Origin of the sequence: Sphingomonas sp. SORGH_AS_0950 (genome assembly GCF_030818415.1) — a bacterium.
Lineage (GTDB): Bacteria > Pseudomonadota > Alphaproteobacteria > Sphingomonadales > Sphingomonadaceae > Sphingomonas.
On the sequence record NZ_JAUTAE010000001.1, the window covers coordinates 1,264,895 to 1,284,089 of the forward strand.

General features: G+C 68.3%; 12 protein-coding genes. 5 read left to right on the forward strand and 7 right to left on the reverse strand.

The annotated features are described in order from the left end of the window. Window positions 1-15 precede the first annotated feature (15 nt). The 7 genes from nagE to QE385_RS05385 form a co-directional block, all read right to left on the reverse strand. Window positions 16-1,743, reverse strand: a complete 1,728-nt coding sequence (gene nagE / locus QE385_RS05355) for an N-acetylglucosamine-specific PTS transporter subunit IIBC (protein ID WP_307099772.1) — start codon at window positions 1,741-1,743, stop codon at window positions 16-18. Continuing rightward, the gene (gene ptsP, locus QE385_RS05360; RefSeq protein ID WP_307099774.1) at window positions 1,740-4,190 is read right to left on the reverse strand and encodes a phosphoenolpyruvate--protein phosphotransferase; all 2,451 of its coding nucleotides are present in this window, start codon (window positions 4,188-4,190) and stop codon (window positions 1,740-1,742) included. Before ptsP ends, nagE begins: the two co-directional genes overlap by 4 nt. A gap of 60 nt (window positions 4,191-4,250) precedes the next feature. Beyond that, entirely contained in the window at window positions 4,251-7,154 is a 2,904-nt protein-coding gene (gene galA / locus QE385_RS05365; protein WP_307099776.1) for a beta-galactosidase GalA, read from the reverse strand. Next, window positions 7,151-8,272 carry an N-acetylglucosamine-6-phosphate deacetylase gene (nagA, locus tag QE385_RS05370; RefSeq protein ID WP_307099778.1) on the reverse strand — a complete coding sequence of 374 codons (1,122 nt, stop codon included), beginning with the start codon at window positions 8,270-8,272 and terminating at the stop codon, window positions 7,151-7,153. The genes galA and nagA overlap by 4 nt, the downstream gene beginning before the upstream one ends. Then, a complete protein-coding gene (locus QE385_RS05375) occupies window positions 8,269-9,309 on the reverse strand; it encodes an SIS domain-containing protein (protein ID WP_307099780.1) in 1,041 nt (346 codons plus the stop codon). The genes nagA and QE385_RS05375 overlap by 4 nt, the downstream gene beginning before the upstream one ends. Then, window positions 9,302-10,039: a GntR family transcriptional regulator gene (locus QE385_RS05380; protein ID WP_307104579.1), complete on the reverse strand. Its 738-nt coding sequence runs from the start codon at window positions 10,037-10,039 to the stop codon at window positions 9,302-9,304. The genes QE385_RS05375 and QE385_RS05380 overlap by 8 nt, the downstream gene beginning before the upstream one ends. Window positions 10,040-10,155: 116 nt before the next feature. After that, complete coding sequence (locus QE385_RS05385) at window positions 10,156-10,890, reverse strand: copper homeostasis protein CutC (RefSeq protein ID WP_307099782.1); 735 nt, start codon at window positions 10,888-10,890, stop codon at window positions 10,156-10,158. Window positions 10,891-11,171: 281 nt separating this feature from the next. On the opposite strand from QE385_RS05385, the gene QE385_RS05390 reads away from it, so the two are divergent. The 5 genes from QE385_RS05390 (at window position 11,172) to QE385_RS05410 (ending at window position 18,969) form a co-directional block, all read left to right on the forward strand. After that, window positions 11,172-13,940, forward strand: coding sequence for a TonB-dependent receptor (locus tag QE385_RS05390; protein ID WP_307099784.1), 2,769 nt, complete (start codon window positions 11,172-11,174; stop codon window positions 13,938-13,940). Window positions 13,941-14,118: 178 nt separating this feature from the next. Then, window positions 14,119-15,003, forward strand: a complete 885-nt coding sequence (locus QE385_RS05395; RefSeq protein WP_307099785.1) for a UDP-2,3-diacylglucosamine diphosphatase — start codon at window positions 14,119-14,121, stop codon at window positions 15,001-15,003. 19 nt (window positions 15,004-15,022) lie between these two features. Then, complete coding sequence (locus QE385_RS05400) at window positions 15,023-16,051, forward strand: glycosyltransferase family 1 protein (protein WP_307099788.1); 1,029 nt, start codon at window positions 15,023-15,025, stop codon at window positions 16,049-16,051. A gap of 203 nt (window positions 16,052-16,254) precedes the next feature. Then, on the forward strand, window positions 16,255-17,886 hold the full coding sequence (locus QE385_RS05405; RefSeq protein ID WP_307099790.1) for a Na+/H+ antiporter: 1,632 nt from the start codon (window positions 16,255-16,257) through the stop codon (window positions 17,884-17,886). Between the two features lie 87 nt (window positions 17,887-17,973). Then, a complete protein-coding gene (locus QE385_RS05410) occupies window positions 17,974-18,969 on the forward strand; it encodes a DUF3667 domain-containing protein (RefSeq protein WP_307099792.1) in 996 nt (331 codons plus the stop codon). Window positions 18,970-19,195 lie beyond the last annotated feature (226 nt).

The following is a 19,195-nucleotide window of genomic DNA, read 5'->3' on the forward strand; positions in this document are numbered from 1 at the left end:
CAATTCACCTGCCGGTCAGTCGACCAGAAGGTGAACGACGTTTCGCTCGACATGGGCGATGGCCCGCACCGGCGCGACCGGGGCCGATGCGACGAGCGCCGGATCGGCCAGCTCGACACGCCACCGTCCCGCATGATGGCTGGCCGCACGGACATTGCCCGCCCCGCCCAGCAGGCCGAGCAGCGCGTCGGGCAGGCTCGCCATAGGGGCCACCGCCGGGGCGGCGGGGGTCGGCGCGACGGCGACCGGCGCAACCGCGACCGGCGCGGAGACCGGCTGGCCATGGCCCGCCTGAATGGCGGCGCGCATCTCCATCGCGACCGTGTCCGCGACCGGACCCAGCACCACCTGAACGCCATTGGCGGAGGGGCGCAGGATGCCGCGCGCACCCAGCCGCTTCAGCGCGGGCTCGTCGACCCGTGCGGGGTCGTTGACGACCAGCCGGAGCCGGGTGGTGCAGGCCGCGACCTCGCTGAGATTGGCGCCGCCGCCCATCGCCGCGACGAAGGACGCGCCGCGCCCGCCCTCGACCACCGGCTGATCGCCCGCCGCCTCGCCGCTCTCGACCATCGGCTCGGCCTCGCGGCCCGGCGTCTGGAGGTTCCAGCGGCGGATCGCGAAGCGGAAGACCGCGTAATAGAGCAGCGCATAGACCGCGCCGACCGGGATCAGCATCAGCGGCTTGGTCGCCTTGCCGAAATTGATGACATAGTCGAACAGGCCCGCCGAGAAGGTATAGCCCAGCCGCACGCCCAGCGCGTTCATCAGCGCCTCCGACACGCCGGTCAGGATCGCGTGGAAGGCATAGAGGACCGGCGCCAGGAACATGAAGCTGAACTCGATCGGCTCGGTCACGCCGGTCAGGAACGACATCAGCGCCAGGCTGAACAACATGCCGCCGACCGCCTTTTTCCGCTCGGGCAGCGCCTCGTGATACATGGCGAGACAGGCGGCGGGCAGGCCGAACATCATCACCGGGAAGAACCCGCTCATGAACGCGCCCGCGGTCGGATCGCCCGCGAAGAAGCGGGTCAGGTCGCCGGTCTTGCCCTGATAGTCGCCGACCACGAAATAGGCGACGGTGTTCAGGATATGGTGCAGGCCGGTGACGACGAGCAGCCGGTTCAGCACGCCGAACGCGAACAGCCCCAGCCCGCCCGCCTGGACGATACCCTGGCTCATCGCATCGATACCCGTGTTGACCGGCCCGAACGCCACGCCCAGAAGCGCCGCCAGCCCCAGGCCGACAATGCCCGAAATGATCGGCACGAACCGGCGGCCACCGAAAAAGGCCAGATATTCCGGCATCTTGATGGTCGCAAAACGGTTGTAGAAGCTGCCACCGATCAACCCGGCGACGATCCCCACCGGCACGTCGAAGCGATGGACCGACTTGGTCCGCCAGGCCGCCTCGACGGTCGCCGCGATGTCCTTGGCCAGCCCCGCGCCGGTCCCGGCGGGCGGGACGATCAGCGTCTCGGCCCCCTTGATCGTGACGAGATAGCAGGTGATCCCCGCCAGCGCCGCCGCGCCATTGCCGTCGCGGGCAAAGGCGGTGGCGACGCCGACCGCGAAGAGCAGTCCCAGATTGTCGAAGATCGCATTGCCCGCATTCGCCATGAAGGCGATGTTCAGCATGTCCGGCTGGCCCAGGCGGAGCAGCAGCCCCGCCACCGGCAGGACCGCGATGGGCAACATCAGCGCCCGCCCGAGCGACTGAAGCGAGGCCATGGGCGAGCTCATGCGCCGATCTCCTGAAGCATGGTGGTGATATGCGCGCGAACCGCCGCCGCCGAGGGCAAGGCGGTCGCCTGAAGCGCGGCGGCGCGGCAGCGGACCATGTCCAGCTTGCCGACCAGCGCCTTGATCGCGGCGACCCGCGCGGGGGGCACCGACAATTCGGTGACGCCCAGCCCCAGCAGGATCGGCACGGCCAGACGATCGGCGGCAAGCGAGCCGCAGACGCCGACCGGCGTGTCATGCCTGGCCGCGCCTTCGCAGGTCGTGCCGATCAGCCGCAGCACGGCCGGATGAAGCCCGTCGACCCCCGCCGCCACCGCCGCGTTGCCGCGATCCATCGCCAGGGTATATTGGGTCAGGTCGTTGGTGCCGATCGAGAAGAAATCGGCCTTGCGCGCGAGGATATCGGCGGAAATGGCGGCGGCGGGCGTCTCGATCATGACGCCGACCTCGGCCTTGCCTCCCTGGCGTTCGACGACGGCGCGAACCGCCTCCAGCTCGGCCAGGCTGGCGACCATCGGCGCCATGATCCGGCAGGGCTGGCGCACCGCCAGGATCGCGCCGACCTGATCCTCCAGAAGCTGCGGATCGGCGAGCGACACGCGAATGCCACGCAGGCCCAGCGCCGGATTCTCCTCGACGGGCAGGTCCATATAGGGTGCGGGCTTGTCGCCGCCGACATCGAGCAGCCGGACGATCATCGGCCGGTCGCCCAGCGCATCGGCGATCGCCTGGTAATCGCGGGCCTGTTCGTCGCGGGTCGGCGCGGTCGCGCGTTCCAGGAACAGGAATTCGGTGCGCAGCAGGCCGCAGCCCTCCGCCCCTTCGGCCACCGCCGCCTCGGCATCGGCGACCGAGCCCAGATTGGCGAACATCTCGATCCGGGTGCCGTCCGCCATGCGGCACGGCCCCTGGGCGGCGCGCGCCGCCTCCATCTCGGCCTTGCGGCGCGCGATGGTGTCGCGGGCTTGGCCTTGTGCGTCGGCATCGGGTTCGGGATCGATCAGCCCGCGATCGGCGTCGAGCACGATGACCCGGCCATCCTCGAGCGCGGCGAGCGGATCGCCGAACGCCACCGCCATGGGCAGCCCCATGCCCGCCGCCAGGATCGCGGCGTGCGAGGTCGGGCCGCCCTTGACCAGCGCGATCCCCGCGACGACGCCCGCATCCAGCGCCGCCACCTGGCTGGGCAACAGGTCCTCGGCGACCAGGATCGCCCCGGCAGGAACGCTCGGCCCCTCGATCGGCAACCCGGCCAGCGCGGCCAGGACATGACGTTCCAGATCGCGCAGATCGTCGGCGCGCTCGGCGATGCGGCGGTCGCCGCTCGACACCAGCACCGCGACCTGCTCGGCGATCGCTTCCTGCCACGCCAAACCCGCGCTCAGGCCGCGAGCGACCCCCGCCAGCGCGGCCTCGGTCAGCGTGGGATCGGCCAGCATCGCGCCATGCGCCGCCATCACGCCGCCGCGCGCGCCACCGGCCGCAGCCGCCAGCACCAGCCCTTCGCGGACCCGTGCCAGCGCATCGGTCAGCCTGGCGCGCTCTTCCTCGGCGCTTGCCGCGACGGTCTCGACCGGAATCGCCGCGCGGGTCAGCCGGTGGATCGGCCCGACCGCCAGGCCGGGCGCGGCGGGTACGCCGCCCAGGCCCGGTCCTTCGCCGCGTGCGGGCTCGGGCGCCTCGACCGGGCTTTCCTCGGGCGTCGCGTCGCCCAGAAAGGCGACGACCTCGGCCAGAGCGGCGGCGGCCTGCGGGCCGTTCGCCTCGATCCGTACCGTCGTGCCATGACCCAGCCCCAGCCCCAGCAGGCCGACCGCGCTCAGCGCCGAGGCGCTGCGCTCGCCATGCGACAGGGTGACGCGCGCCTCGTGCCGCCGAACCGCCTCGACCAGCCGGGCGGCGGGACGGGCGTGGAGGCCGTGCGACAGCGCGACCGTCATCTCCTCGACCAGCGTCTCCCCGCTCTCCTCGGCGACCAGGGCCTCACCGGCGAGCGGCACGACACGCAGCAGCGGATCGCCGACCGCGACCAGCCCTGTGGCGATCGGCTCGACGCCGTAGCGGGTGGCGTCCGCGACGATGACCGGCGTCACCACGGCGGGTGCGTGGCGGACGAGATAATCGAGATCGAAGCGGATCAGCGGCTGCCCCGCCAGCACCTTGGCGCCCGCCTGCACCTGCGGGGTCAGACCCTGGCCGCCGAGCGACACGGTGTCGATGCCGATATGGCAGATCAGCTCGAAGCCCTCGGTGCTGCGCAGCGTCACCGCATGCCCGGCCTCGTGCACGGTCAGCACCGTGGCGTCGCACGGGGCGCAGAGCGCGTCGTTCACCGGATCGATGGCGATGCCGTCGCCCAGCATCTTCTCGGCGAAAACCGGATCGGGCACCTGCGCCAACGGCATCACCCAACCCGCCAGCGGGGCAAAAATGGTCAGGTCACTCATCGCACGTCACTCTTTGCCAAACTGCATTCCTTCCCCCGCGACGATCGCCCGTCCCCCGCATCAGCGTGGACGGATCGTCACCCGGCCCAGCAGACCGCTTTCGATATTGCCCAGTCCCGCGACGATCAGCGCGATCGTCCGCTTGCCCGACCCGGCCGGCAGCGCGGCGGTCAGCGGGCCCGGCCGGGGATCGCGCTTCTCGGCGACCAGCCGTCCGTCGACCCACAGGCTGGCCATGCCGCCTACCGAGGCGAAGCTCAACGTGCCGCCCCGCGCCGCGACGGCGCGGCGGGGCGTGAGGACGGTGCGATAGACGCGCCACCCCGCCCCCTCCGCCGGGGTCGGCGTTCCCGCCCGGACGAAGGCCCATCCGTTATTGTCGCTGGCGGCGGGCGCGAGGTCGGGCGAAGGCCTGGCGTCCAGCTGGGGCGAGCGCCGCCAGTCGCGCACGTCCATGTCCCCCGCCAGCACCGGCACCTGCGCGCGCGGCGTCACGCCCAGCCGGTCGAGCCGCAGGGTGGCGGGCCTCAGCCCGTCCGCCGTCGCGCGGATGGTGATCCGCCCGCGCCCGGTGTCGGGCCGCACGATCATCTGCGCCAGACCGTTGAACAGCGAGCGCCGATCGCCCTTTTCGGGCTCATGGCTATTGGGATCGCCATTGCCCAGGCCGATGATCGCACCCCCGTCGATCATGAAGCGGGTCATCAGATTGGCGGTCGGGACATGGCGTCCATGCGCGTCGATCGCATCGATGGTGATCGCCTGCGCATCCTCGGTATCGCCCGCCATCACGGTGCGCGCGGGCGTCAGGCGAAGCGCCACCGGCACGCCGACCGTCTCATGCGCGGCCCGCGCGACCTCGCGCCCGCCGCGATAGGCGATCGCCTCGATCCGGCCCGGCGCATAGGGGATGGTCCATTCATTGCCCATCAGCCGGTCGACCGCTCCCTCGCCCACCGTCTTGCCGTTCAGGCGAAGGACGACGCGCTCGGCGTTCGACAGAACCATGACCTTGGTCGGCTTGCCCTCGCGCCCCGGCCAGCTCCAGTGCGGCGCGATCGCCACGACGGGCGCGTCATCGACCCAGGCGGCGCGGTGGATGTCGAACGCGGTCTTGGGAAAGCCGCAGAGATCCAGGATGCCGAAGAAGCTGGCGATGGTCGGCCATTCATAGGGCGTCGGCTCGCCATGATAGTCGAAGCCGGTCCACACGAACCCGCCCGCGACGAAGGGGCGATCGGCGATCTTCTTCCAGGCGCCGCGATGGGTGTCGCCCCAGCTCGCCGCTTCGATATCGTAGCTCGACGCAATGTGGCGCGCCGGGTCAGTCTCGAACGCGCCGCGCGTCATGAACGCGCTGGTATCCTCCGAACTGGTCATCGGCTTGGCCGGGTTCAGCTGGTGATAGCGGTCGTAATCGCCCTGATAATAGTTGAAGCCGGTCACATCGACGACCTGCGCGACGTTGACGGGATCGAAAAAGGCCCCGTTCATCGCCGCCGTCACCGGGCGGCTGTCGTCCAGCGCGCGCACCCAATGCGCCATGCGCTTGACCATCTCGACCCCCGCCGGGGTGCCCTGCATCGGTTCCTCGTTGAAGACAGACCACAGGATGACCGAAGGATGGTTGCGGTCGCGCCGGACCAGCCATTCCAGCTGCGCGCGATATTCGGGCGCCGGATTGAACTGCCGGTTCTCGTTCATGACCAGCAGGCCCAGCCGGTCGCACCAGTCGAGCAGCTCGGGCGTCGGCGCATTGTGGCTGGAACGCACCGCGTTGCACCCCATCGCCTTCAGCCGCTCCAGCCGCCAGCCGATCAGCGCGTCGGGAAGTGCGGTGCCCACGCCCGCATGATCCTGATGCAGGCAGACGCCCTTCAGCTTCACCGGCCGGTCGTTGAGGAAGAAACCCCGGTTCGCGTCGAAGCGGATCGTGCGGAACCCGATCGGCACGCGGCGTTCGTCCGCCACCTGTCCGTCGCGCAGCAGCCGCACCTCGACCGTGTACAGCGTCGGCCGCTCGACCGACCAGAGCATGGGATCGGCCACCGACAGGTCGAGCGCGGCGCGCCCTTCGTCCAGTGACGGCACGGTCGCCTGGGCCTGGCCCTGCGCCACCACCTTGCCCTGCGGATCGAGAAGCCGCGCCTCGACCGTCACGGGACTGTCAGTTTCGACGATGCTGGCCAGTGTCACCGCGACGGGGACATGCCAGCCGTCGTCGCGCTTGCGCGGGTCGCAATGGACGCCGTCGGTCGCGATCGAGACGGGCGCATAGTCGCCCAGCCAGACATGGCGATAAAGGCCCGCGCCTTCATACCACCAGCCCTCCATCGCATCGGCGTCGACGCGGACGGCCACGACATTGGCCTCGTCGCCGAACCGCGCGAACGGGGTCAGGTCGATGCGGACGGCGTTGTAGCCGGAGAAATTGTGCGAGACGACGCTGCCATTGACCCAGATGGTCGCAAAGGTCGCGATCCCGCCGAATTCCAGCTCGATCCGCCGCCCGCGCAGGGCCGGGTCCAGCCGTAAGCTGCGCCGATACCAGCCGATCCCGCGCGGGCGATAGCCTTGCGCGACATTGGCGGTTTCCACGAAGGGCTGGAACGAGGCCCAGTCGTGCGGCAGGTCGACGGTCTGCCAGTCGCTGTCGTCATAATCGACCGCTGCCGCGCCGCGCGCATTGCCCGCCTTGACCGACAGATAGGTCGCATTGTGCGTGTCGAGCGGCGCGGGCTCGACATCGCCCTCGTGGAACAGCCAGCCGCGATCCATCAGGACCCGGCCAGCATCCTGCACCGGCAGCGCGGGCGGCAGCCGGTCCACCGGGGCGGGCATGGGAAGCGCGCCCGCGCCGTCCGCCGGGCGGCGATCGGCGGCGAAGAGCGGGGCGGACGGAATGCCGCCCGCCAGCCCCACCACCGCACTGCCCAGCAGAAGGTCGCGGCGCGCGACCGTCATGCGGCGATCCGCGTATCGACGGGCTTGAGCGCGGCGTCGAGCACCACCCAGTCGGCGCGCAGGCCGACGCCGAGCGCGCCCCGCTCGTCCGACAGGCCGAGGAACGCCGCCGGGTTCGTCGCCGCCATCGCGGCGGCCTGGTCCACGGTGATCCGCAGCTGCTCGACCGCATTGGCGACCGCCGAGCCCATGTCGAGATCCGATCCCGCCAGCGTGCCGTCGGTATAGGTGCACTTGCCGCCCGACACGTCGATATGACGGCCGTGCAGGACGAAGTCCTTCTCGACCGCGCCGACCGACGACATGGCGTCCGTGACCAGCATCAGTCTGTCGAACGGCCGCGCCTTCAGCGCCAGCCGCAGCATCGGCGCGGAGACGTGGAAGCCGTCGATGATCAGCCCCGAATAGGGGCGCGGATCGTCGAGCGTCGCGCCCGCCAGCCCCGGCACGCGCTGCTGCATGGCGGGCATGGCGTTGTAGAGGTGGGTGATGCCGGACAGCCCGACATCGAACGCCGCCATCGCCTGCTCATAGCTGGCCTCGGTGTGCCCGGCGCTGACCAGCACGCCCGCTTCGACCAGACGGCGGATCGTGTCGACCGGCACCCGTTCCGGCGCGATGGTCAGCATGACCTTGCCGCGGCGCGGGCGGGTCAGGACGGCGATCATCTCCTCGTCCAGATCGCGGAACCGCGTCGGATCGTGGATGCCCTTGCGCGCCGGGTTGAGCACCGGCCCTTCGACATGGATGCCGATGACGCCCGGCACCTTCGCCTCGATCGCCTCGTCGATCGCGTCGAGCGCGCGGGCGATCTTGTCGGGGGTTTCGCTGACCAAGGTCGGCAGCATCGCGGTGGTGCCATAGACGGCATGCGCCACCGCCATGGTCGCGATGCCGTCCACGTCCAGCCGGTCGTTGAACAGCACGCCGCCGCCGCCATTGACCTGGGTGTCGATATAGCCGGGGACGACCCAGCCGCCGTTTAGGTCGATCGTGTCGTCCGAACCCTCGACCGCGCCGATCGACGCGATGCGATCGCCGTCCACGACGATCTCCGCACCCGGCAGGACGCCGCCGGAGGTCGCGACATGGCCGTTGACGAAACGGAAGCGGGTCATAGCGTGCGGGTCACTTTCTGCAGATGCGGCGGCGAGTCGGGGTCCATGCCACGGGCGAGCGCCAGCGCCTCGACCATGCGGTAGAAGCTGGCGAGCATCGAAATCGGCTCCAGCGCGGGATGGCCGGCGACCATGGGCAGCGCACCGCCTTGCCCCGCGACGAACGGTTTTGCGCCGCGCGCCTCGAACTGGTCGGCGACCGCCTTCACATCCTTGCCCGCCACGTCCGAGGTGGCGAAGCCCAGCACCGAATAGCCGGGCTCGACGATGCGCATCGGGCCGTGGCGAACCTCGGCGGCGCTGAACGGCTCGGCCTGGATCGAGCAGGTTTCCTTGAGCTTCAGCGCGGCTTCCTGCGCCACGCCGTAGCCATAGCCGCGACCCAGCACGAACATCTGGCTGAGTTCGCGCAGCCCCTCGACCGCCGGGGACCAGTCGAGGCCCAGCGCCTGTTCGACCTGACCGGGCAGCTCGGCGAGCGCCGCTTCCAGCGTCTCGTCGCCCGCCCAGGCGGCGGCGAGCTGCGCCAGACCGGCCAGCGCGGTCAGGCAGGACTTGGTGGCGGCGACGGCCTTTTCGGGACCGGCCGACAGCGGCAGGAAGGTGTCGGCGCCGGTCGCCAGCGGCGATTCCTCGTCATTGACCAGCGCGACGATATGCGCGCCGCCCGCGCGATACGCCTCGACCGTCGCCAGCAGGTCCGGGCTGCGCCCCGACTGCGAGATGGCGATGACCAGCGCGCCCTGCACCTTCATCGGCGTCTCGAAAATCGACGCGACCGAGGGCGCCGCCGACGACACCGGCACGCCGGTCTTGGTCTCCAGGATATATTTGCCGTAGGTTGCGGCGTGATCCGACGATCCACGGGCTATCGTGACGATCACCGGCGGCGGGGCGGCACGCAGCCGTTCGGCCAGCGCCTTGACGGTCGGCGCATTGCGCGCGAGCAGCCGGGCGATCGCCTGCGGCGCCTCCCCCGCTTCCGCTCCCATCAGGGTGCTGGTCCCCGCACTACCGGCGGTCATCACATCAGACATCGGTTAACTCCGCGACGAAATCATAGGCATCGCCGCGATAGAAGGACTGGGTATATTCCACCGCCCGTCCATCGCGTAGAAATCCGCGGCGCTCGATCAACAGGCCCGCATGGCCCGGATCGACATCCAGCATCTTGGCATGGTCCGCCCCGAACGGCACCGCGCGCAGCCGCTGGAGCGCGCGGATCGGCCGATTGCCGGTCCGCTCCAGCGCCGCATAGAGCGACCGGTCGACCGCCTCGACCGAGGGGAGCGCGAAACCGGCGATGGTCGAGACCTCGATCGCCATCGGCACCTCGTCGGCAAAGCGGACCCGCTGGAACCGATAGACGGGCGCGCCCGGCGACAGGCCCAGCGACAACGCCTCCTCGGGCGTCACCGTGCCCGGTGCGCGACTGACCCACTGGCTGCTCGGCGTGCGGCCGCGCGCGATCATGTCCTCCGAGAAGGAGGACAGCTTCGAGAAGCTCTTCTCCACCCGGCCCGCGACGAAGGTCCCGGCACCACGCCGGCGGGTCAGCAACCCCTCTTCGACCAGGCCGCCGATCGCCTTGCGCACCGTGATCCGTGACACGTCATATTCGATCGCCAGATCGCGCTCGGCGGGGATCGCGTCGTCCTCGGCCAGGACGTTGCTGGTGATGGCGTCGCGCAGCAGCTGCTGGAGCTGAAGGTATAACGGCGCGGGGTTCCCCTTTCGGAAGGAGCCGACCTGCGCCGAGAATGTCATGGCCGCGCCATCCCCCTTTGCCCGGACGTCGCTCATGCCGCGCCCCGCTTCGCACAAAGGCTTATCGCAGCAGGACCATGTGGGCAATAGGTATTATATTTGGCATACATTGGATGTTATTTCCTTCCGATAGCCTGCCGCAACGCCGCGATCTTTTCGGGGCTGGTCCGGCGCCGGTCGCCACCTCCGAAACCCATGGCGGCGATCCGCGGGTCCCCCCAATCCTGCCGGACGCTCGCCGAGGCATGGACCGCGTCGACGCCGGTCCGCGCGACCAGCGCGGCGGCATTGTCCGCCGAAACGCCCGATCCGGCGATGATCGCCAACCGCCCGTCCGCCGCTGCGACCATCGCCGCGATCGCCTCGGCCCCGGCCTCGGCGGTCGCTTCGCCGCCCGAGGTCAGGATATGGTCATAGCCGATGGCCGCGATGGCCTGGACCGCCGCGACCGGATCGGCGACGAGATCGACGGCGCGGTGCAGCACGATGGCCACGCCGTCCGCCGCGTCCCGCCAGGCCGCCAGCACGTCCAGATCGAGCGACTGGTCGTCGGCCATCGCCCCGACCACGACACCCGCGACCCCCATGGCGATCATCCGCCGGATCTCGTCGGTCGCCATCGCGACCTCGTCGGCGTCGTAACGGAAATCGCCCTCGCGCGGACGGACCATCGCATGAACCGGCACCCCCGACCGCACCGCCTGCGCGACCAGCGCCGCCGAGGGGGTCAGCCCGCCCAGCCCCAGCGCGCCGCACAATTCGATCCGATCCGCGCCCCCCGCCACGGCCGCCGCGACGCCGTCGGCATCATCGACACAGATTTCCAGAAGCGGTCGCGGCATCGCCGTCATGGGCATCCCCTCGTCATGATAGCCATAGCCAGTCCTCCTCCCCAGGAACGACCGGAACCCTGCCATTTAAGCAGCATGTCCCACGATGTGCCAGCCCAATGGTCCCATGACGGGATCGGCCTGATTTTTTCCGTTTACGGACCAATGTCAGTTTGGTTACACGTTGGTCGTCAAGCATATAGTATAAAAAATGCTTTCAAGGGAGGACGCCATTCATCTCCCTGCGACGGTAACAGGCACAATTCGCGGGATGGCGCGAGGGAATTTGGGGGGATTTGAACATGTTGAGCTTTCGCAGCATGATCCTGACGGCGACCGCGCTCGCCGGACTTCAGGGCACCGCATTCGCACAGACCACGAATCAGGCACCGACGCAGACCGCGGTCGGAAGTGACCAGTCGGATACCGATGGCGACGTCGTGGTCACCGGCATCCGCCAGAGCCTTCGCAACGCCATCAACGTCAAGCGCGAGGCCAACGCCGTCGTCGACGTGATCACCGCCGAGGACGTGGGCAAGTTCCCCGACCGCAACGTCGCGGAATCGCTGTCGCACATTCCGGGCGTCAGCATCGACCGCCGCTTCGGCGAGGGCGAGAAGGTCGCCATCCTGGGCACCGATCCCGCGCTCAACCGCATGCTGCTCGACGGCCATGCGCTCGCCTCGGCCGACTGGGGCGGCAACGACAACGACCCGTCCAGCCGCACCTTCAACTATTCGCTGCTCGCCCCCGAACTGGTCGACCGGCTCGAAGTCTACAAGTCGCCCGAACCCCGCATCGAAGAGGGCAGCCTGGGCGGCACCGTGATCGTGCGTACCCGCCGTCCGCTCGACCTGGCGGCCAATTCGGTCTTCGCCTCGGGCGGCTACACCTATAACGACCGTTCCGAAAAGGGTAACATCCGCGGATCGGGTCTCTATAGCTGGCACAACGAAGCCAATAATTTCGGCTTCCTGGTCGCCGCCACCTATGACAAGCAGAACCTGACCCGCGCAGGCGTCGAGTTCTTCGGCTATCAGAGCGGCGCGGACTTCTTCCAGAAGAACAGCGACGGCAGCGTGCGTCGCGACGCGAACGGCCAGGGCATCCTGCTGAACCCGAACGCCACCGTCACCGGCGGGTCGAAGGAAGACCTGATCAAGGCGGTCGCCCCCTTCGGCATCAACTATGCCTATTTCCAGCAGACCCGCGAGCGCGCCAGCGTGTCGGGCACCGTGCAGTATCGCCCGGCCGACAATCTGACGCTGACCCTGAACGGGCTGCACATCGACGGCAACTACAACAATTACAGCCAGTCGATGTACACCATCCCGGTCGCCTGGACCGGCAGCGTGCTGCAGACCGCCAATGTCAGCAACGGCGTCGTCAACTCGGCCAGCTTCGCCGCCGCGCCGAACCAGTCGGCCCAGCTCGACACGCTGGTCCGCAAGACCAAGCTGAAGACCGACAATCTCAACTTCTTCGCCGACTGGGAAGGCGATGACGGCACGAAGATCAACTTCGCGGGCGGCTGGTCGAAGGCGACCGGCGGGCGCAATCCCGAATATCTGTTCAACGTGCAGACCAAGCTGCCGTTCAACTATGCCTTCACGCCCACCTCGGCGACGGTGAACTTCACGGGCGACCTGACCAACCCGGCGAACTACTTCACCAACCCGAACAACAATCCGGCCCAGATCGAGGGCCGCCCGGTCGTCATCAACGGCCAGCAGCTGAACGGCGCGCAGATCGGCGGCCTGGATTACAGCGTCACGACCGACCGCGACATCTTCGGCGGCTATGACGCGACCATCCCGGTCAATTTCGGCCCGTTCACCCAGATCCTGCTGGGCAGCCGCGTGACCGATCACGTCAACCGCGTCGATGCGCGCGGCATCAACACCTACAAGACCAGCTCGCAGACCGTGGACCAGCTGGGCGTCACCACGCTCGTCACGCCCGATGGCGTGTTCGACGGCAGCGGCGGCATGGGCAATGCCACCAAATATCTGAACCTGCCCGACCAGGCCGTGATCGACATCCTCGCAAAGTCGATCAACAGCCCGCTGGTCAACAAGGTCGGCGCCTCGACCAAGGTGCGCGAGACGGTCATCGCCTCCTATGTCCAGGCCAATTTCGAACAGGGCGGCCTGCGCGGCAACATCGGTGGTCGCCTGGTCTATACGCGCGACAAGTCCAACTATGCGCTGACGCTGTCCAACACGGTCAATCCGGTGCCGGTGCCCACCAGCACGACCACCGATTACCTGAAGTTCCTGCCCAGCGTGAACGTCGCCTATTCGATCACGCCCGAATTCCTGGTTCGCGGTTCGGTCGCGCAGGTGATCTCGCGTCCGCGCTATCAGGATCTGGCGGCGGCCACCTCGCTCAACGACGTCACCCTCGATGGCGGCGGCGGCAATCCGAACCTGAAGCCGTATGAGTCCACCAACTACGAACTGACCGCGGAATGGTATCCGCGCGCCGGCTCGCTGATCGCGGTCGAACTCTTCCGTCGCGACATCTCGAACTACATCATCAACACGCGCACCAATGCGGTGTTCTTCAACTCGCTGCAGAACCGTCTGACGCCCTATAGCGTCAACCAGCCGATCAACGGCGGCAAGGCGAAGGTCAACGGCGCGCTGGTGTCGGGCCAGACCGAAATCTGGGGCGGCTTCGGCATCCAGGCGAACTATTCGTACCAGGACAGCTCGACCTCGTCGGTCGACTCGACCGGCGCGTCGCTCAACCTGCCCTATCTGTCGCGGCATACCGTCAACGTGATCCCCTATTTCGAGAGCGGGATCTTCCAGGCGCGGCTCAGCTACAATTATCGCTCGAGCTATTTCCGCACGATCGGCCGCCTGAACTCGCGCGAAATGGTGGCGCCGTACAGCCAGCTCGACTTCTCGGCGGGTGTGAACCTGACCAAGGAGATCACGCTGACCGTCAATGCGCAGAACCTGCTCGACGAGACCTATTACCAGTATAACGCGACCCGCGACCGTCCGACCGCCTTCTACAAGAATGGCCGGACCTATGCGGCATCGGTGGCGGTGCGCTTCTAAAAAAGCCGCCTCCGTCTTTACGATGCGGAAAGGCCCGTCGATCCAGGATCGGCGGGCTTTTTTGCGATCGGTGACTTTAACGAGTCATCAAAATGCTGCGCGCCTGTCACCGATCTGCGACGCGCACGTCACAGATGACGGGCATGACATTCCCAACGCCTAGCGTGGGGGAACGCCGATGCCGATGACCAGCATTCCGATCGATGGCTCGCTGCACGAAGACGCCGCCATTCTCGACTTCATCCCCCGCGCGCCGGGGACCCCCGAACCCGAAGGCCAGGCGCGCCGCCGCTATCGCACGATCTGGATCTCGGACGTCCATCTCGGCACGCGCGGCTGCAATGCGGAAATGCTGATCGACTTTCTGGACCATGTCGACAGCGAGACCATGTATCTGGTCGGCGACATGATCGACGGCTGGCGGCTGAAGAAGAAATTCTACTGGCCCGCCGCGCACAACGACGTGGTGTGGCGGCTGCTGAAGCGCGCCAAGCGCGGCACCCGCGTCGTCTATATCCCCGGCAATCACGACGAGATCTTCCGCCAGTTCACCGGCATGGATTTCGGCGGCATCGCCATCTGTCGCAAGGCGATCCACGAGACGGCGGACGGTCGCCGCCTGCTGGTGCTGCATGGCGACGAGTTCGACGCGATCACGCTGGCGCATCGCTGGCTCGCCCATGTCGGCGACTTCGCCTATACCGCACTGATGGAGGTCAATCGCTGGGTGAACATCGTCCGGCGGTGGATGAAGCGCCCCTATTGGTCGCTGTCCAAGCACGCCAAGGCCAAGGTGAAGAACGCCGTCGCCTTCATCTCGCATTTCGAGGAAGTCGTCGCCCATGCAGCGGGTGCGCGCGGGGTCGATGGCGTGGTTTGCGGCCATATCCACACTGCCGAGATCCGCGACATCAACGGCGTCACCTATTATAATGACGGCGATTGGGTAGAGGGCTGCACCGCGCTGGTCGAGCATTTCGACGGCACGATGGAGATCCTGCACTGGGGCGACGAGATGGAGGCGCGGCGCAACCAGCCGCTCGCCGCCGCCATCGCCGCCTGACCGGGGAAGGACACACCGAATGCGCATCGCGATCGTCACCGACGCCTGGAGCCCGCAGGTCAACGGTGTGGTCCGCACCCTGCAATCGGTCGCCGCCGAACTGCGCGCGATGGGGCATGAGCTGTGCATCGTCTCGCCCGATCGCTATGTCTCGGTCCCCTGCCCGACCTATCCCGAAATCCGGCTGGCGCTGCCGGGCCCCGGCGTGATCGGGCGGACGCTGGGCGAGTTCCTGCCCGATGCCATCCATATCGCGACCGAGGGGCCGCTGGGTCTGCTGGCGCGGCGCTGGGCGCTGGCGCAGGGGCTGCCCTTCACCACCGCCTATCACACCCAGTTCCCCGATTATGTCGCCGCGCGGATTCGCGCGATCGATCCCGAATTCGTCTGGCGCTATGTCCGCTGGTTCCACGCGCCCTCGACCGCGATCCTCGCCTCGACGCCCAGCGTGGCCGCGACGCTGACCGCGCATGACCTGCCCCAGAGCCGCCATTGGGGGCGCGGGGTCGATACCGCCCTGTTCCGGCCCGACGGCCCGCGCGATGCTTTTGTCGCAGGTCTGCCCGGCCCGGTGCAGCTCTATGCCGGGCGGGTCGCGGTCGAGAAGAATATCGCCGCCTTCCTCGCGACCGACGTGCCGGGGACCAAGGTTGTGGTCGGCGACGGCCCGGCGCGCGCCGCACTGGCCGCCCAATATCCCGATGTCCATTTCCTGGGCGCGAAGTTTGGCGAGGATTTGGCGGCGATCTACCGCGCGGCGGATGTGTTCGTCTTCCCCAGCCGCACCGATACCTTCGGGCTGGTCATGATCGAGGCGCTGGCCTGCGGAACGCCGGTCGCCGCCCTGCCGGTACAGGGGCCGCTCGACGTGTTGAGTCCCGAGGTCGGGGTGATGGACGAGGCGCTGGAGCGGGCGATCGGGCAGGCGCTGACGCTCGACCGGACGATCTGTGCGGCATTCGGCCAGGAATTTTCCTGGCGGCGCAGCGCCGAGCAGTTCCTGGCGGCGCTGGCACGGATCGACCGCACGATGCGCAAGGCGGCCTGATCGCTCGACTCCTCTGGACGGGTATCGCACATGCATCAGGCCTACGCCCCCGTTTAACGGGTTGAACCGCCCTTGCCTGCCATGTCATGGTCGCCGCTCGCGCGATTCGGCATGGCCATCGGCCGCCGATCGCTGATCCTTCGGTCGGTCCGTCATTCGGCGCGCATCGGCCGCTCCAACCGCTGCACCCGAAAGGTCCCCGATTGGACGTCGTCACGCTCAGCCTGTTCCTTCTCCTCGCCGTCGTCATCAGCGGCGTCGTCTCGCGCATCCTGCCCTCCGCGCTGCCGCGCCCCCTGGTCCAGATCGCGCTGGGCGCGGTGATCGGCGGGATCGCGCAGATCCGGGTCGAGCTCGATCCCGAGATCTTCTTCCTGCTGTTCGTGCCGCCGCTGCTCTTCCTCGATGGCTGGCGCATTCCCAAGGACGAGCTGTTTCGCGATGCCGGCGCGGTGCTGGGGCTGGCCTTGGGGCTGGTGTTCCTGACGGTGCTGGGCATGGGGCTGTTCATCCACTGGATGATCCCGGCCGTGCCCTATGCGGTGGCCTTCGCACTCGCCGCCGTCGTGTCGCCGACCGATCCGATCGCGGTGTCGGCGATCGCGCAGAAAGCGCCGATCCCCAAGCGGATGATGCACATATTGGAGGGGGAGTCGCTGCTCAACGATGCCTCGGGCCTGGTCTGCCTGCGCTTTGCGGTCGCCGCCGCGCTGACCGGCACCTTCTCGCTCGCCCATGCCGGGCTGACCTTCGCCTGGATGGCGGTGTCGGGCGTCGGGCTGGGCGTCGCCATCGCCTGGGGCACGGTCACCGCCAAGGGCGTCTTCGCGCGGCGGTTCGGCGACGATAGCGGCTCGAACATCCTGGTCAGCCTGCTGATCCCCTTCGCCGCCTATATGGTCGCCGAGCATGTCGAGAGTTCGGGCGTGCTGGCGGCGGCGGCGGCGGGCATCGCCATGTCGTTCACCAACGTCTCCTCGGGTGCCAAGGCCGCGACGCGCATCCGGCGGCAGGCGGTGTGGGACATGCTGCAATTCACGCTGAACGGCATCATCTTCGTGCTGCTCGGCGAGCAGTTGCCCCAGGTCTTTGCGGGCGCGCGCGACACGGTGATGCTGACCGGCCATCTCAGCCCCTGGTGGCTGGGGCTGTACGTCGTCGCGATCGTCACCGGGCTGGCGGGGCTGCGTTTCCTGTGGACCTGGGTCGCGCTGCGCCTGACGCTGTTCCGCGAGCGGCATCTGCCCAACCGGACCAGCCCGCCGCGCCGCGTCATCACCGCCATGTCGGTCGCGGGCGCGCGCGGGGCGATCACCCTGGCGGGCGCGCTGACCCTGCCGCTGACGCTGAACGACGGCACGCCCTTTCCGGCGCGCGATCTGGTGATCTTCCTGGCATGCGGGGTCATTCTCTGCTCGCTGGTGATCGCCAGCCTGACGCTGCCGCTGCTGCTGCGCGGGCTGGCGCTGCCCAGCGAGGACGGGATCAGCGAACTCGACCGCACCCGCGTCGCCGCCGCCAAGGCCGCGATCGCCGAGCTGGAACGCTTCCAGCACGAAATGGCCGAGGGGCGCGAGGATGCCGACCAATATGTCGAGATCGCCTCGCGCCTGATGGACGGCTATCGCAGCCGGATCGACACGCTGGAGGGCGACGACGATCCCGACGCCCGCCGCCTGGAGGATGTCGAGCGACGGATGCGGCTGGCGGCGATCCGCGCCGAGCGGCGGGTGGTGTTCGAGCTGCTCAACGCGCGCGCCATCGGGTCGGAAACTGCGCAGCGTCTGGGTCGCGAGCTGGACCTGATCGACACGCGCCTGTCGACGCAGGGCTGAGGTCGCTCAGCCCAGCATCTTTGCCCTTGCGCGGAGCGGCGAATTATCGTGTCTCGTCGGCCGGGTCCGGCATCGACAGGGGGTGGAATGCACGCAGACGTCGCGAACAAGTGCCTGAATTGCGGGGCAAGCCTGGTCGGTCCTTACTGCCATGAGTGCGGCCAGTCGGCGCATATCCACCGGACGCTGGGCGCCTGGTGGCACGACTTCAGCCACGGCGTCCTGCATATCGAGGGACAGGTGTGGCGCACCATGGCCAAGCTCGTCACCCGGCCCGGCGAGCTGACCCGCCGCTATATCGCGGGCGAGCGCCGTCGCTTCCTGTCGCCGCTGGCGCTGTATCTGTTCAGCGTCTTCCTGCTCTACATCGCCTATTCGGTGCTGGGCGGGTTCGCGACCTTCCACGCCCCCGGTACGCAGGAGGCCGCGACCGAGCTCCGCGCCGAGGTCGCCACGACCGAGCGTCGCATCGCGGCGATCGACCGGCAACGCGCCGACGCCGTCGCCGCGAAACGCGATACCGCGGCGCTCGACGGCGAGCGTGCGACCCTGGTCAAGCGGCAGCATGATCTGGAATTCACCGCCATGGCGCTGGGCGGCGGAGGCAGCGGGACCGCGTCGGGCCATGGCGCGCAGGAGGCCCAGGTCATCACCGGCTGGAAATCGCTCGACGAAAAGATCGCCCATGCGGTTCGCGATCCCGAATTCCTCCTCTTCAAGATGGAGGCGAACGGCTATAAATTCTCCTGGGCGCTGATCCTGTTGTCGATGCCGTTCATGCGCCTGTTCTTCCTGTGGAAGCGCGGGCTGGCAATGTTCGACCATGCCGTCTTCGTCACCTATTCGCTCAGCTTCGTCAGCCTGCTGATGGTCGTCATGATCCTCTGGACGAAGCTGGCGCACCTGCCCGGCCTGGGATTGCTGATGCTCGCCTTTCCCGTGCATCTCTTCCTCCAGATTCGCGGCGCCTATGGCCTGGGTCCGCTGGCGGGGCTGGTGATGACGCTGGTCGTCGGGGTCATGGCGGCGGCCGTTCTGCTGATCTGGATCGTCGCATTGCTGGCGCTCGGCATGGCGCATTGACCCGTCAATCGGTTGCATCACCGCCCGGTTCGCGATCCCCCCAGAAAATGGGTGGACGCCCCCTTCCCGCCTTGCCATGATACCAAAACATACCATGAGAATACCGGCACGCGACAAGCCGGTGGATTGCGGGGGTGACGGATGGCGAGAAAGAGCCTGATGCGAGCGGGGACCATGTCCGCCGCCGTCGCGCGTGCCCGCCGCCGGTCCGGCCGGGTCCGGCCTT

Bases quoted from the DNA above. Each gene is read 5' to 3' on its own strand.
- nagE (WP_307099772.1), bottom strand. From the start codon at position 1,743: ATGAGCTCGCCCATGGCCTCGCTTCAGTCGCTCGGGCGGGCGCTGATG.
- ptsP (WP_307099774.1), bottom strand. From the start codon at position 4,190: ATGAGTGACCTGACCATTTTTGCCCCGCTGGCGGGTTGGGTGATGCCG.
- galA (WP_307099776.1), bottom strand. From the start codon at position 7,154: ATGACGGTCGCGCGCCGCGACCTTCTGCTGGGCAGTGCGGTGGTGGGG.
- nagA (WP_307099778.1), bottom strand. From the start codon at position 8,272: ATGACCCGCTTCCGTTTCGTCAACGGCCATGTCGCGACCTCCGGCGGC.
- QE385_RS05375 (WP_307099780.1), bottom strand. From the start codon at position 9,309: ATGTCTGATGTGATGACCGCCGGTAGTGCGGGGACCAGCACCCTGATG.
- QE385_RS05380 (WP_307104579.1), bottom strand. From the start codon at position 10,039: ATGACATTCTCGGCGCAGGTCGGCTCCTTCCGAAAGGGGAACCCCGCG.
- QE385_RS05385 (WP_307099782.1), bottom strand. From the start codon at position 10,890: ATGACGGCGATGCCGCGACCGCTTCTGGAAATCTGTGTCGATGATGCC.
- QE385_RS05390 (WP_307099784.1), top strand. From the start codon at position 11,172: ATGTTGAGCTTTCGCAGCATGATCCTGACGGCGACCGCGCTCGCCGGA.
- QE385_RS05395 (WP_307099785.1), top strand. From the start codon at position 14,119: ATGCCGATGACCAGCATTCCGATCGATGGCTCGCTGCACGAAGACGCC.
- QE385_RS05400 (WP_307099788.1), top strand. From the start codon at position 15,023: ATGCGCATCGCGATCGTCACCGACGCCTGGAGCCCGCAGGTCAACGGT.
- QE385_RS05410 (WP_307099792.1), top strand. From the start codon at position 17,974: ATGCACGCAGACGTCGCGAACAAGTGCCTGAATTGCGGGGCAAGCCTG.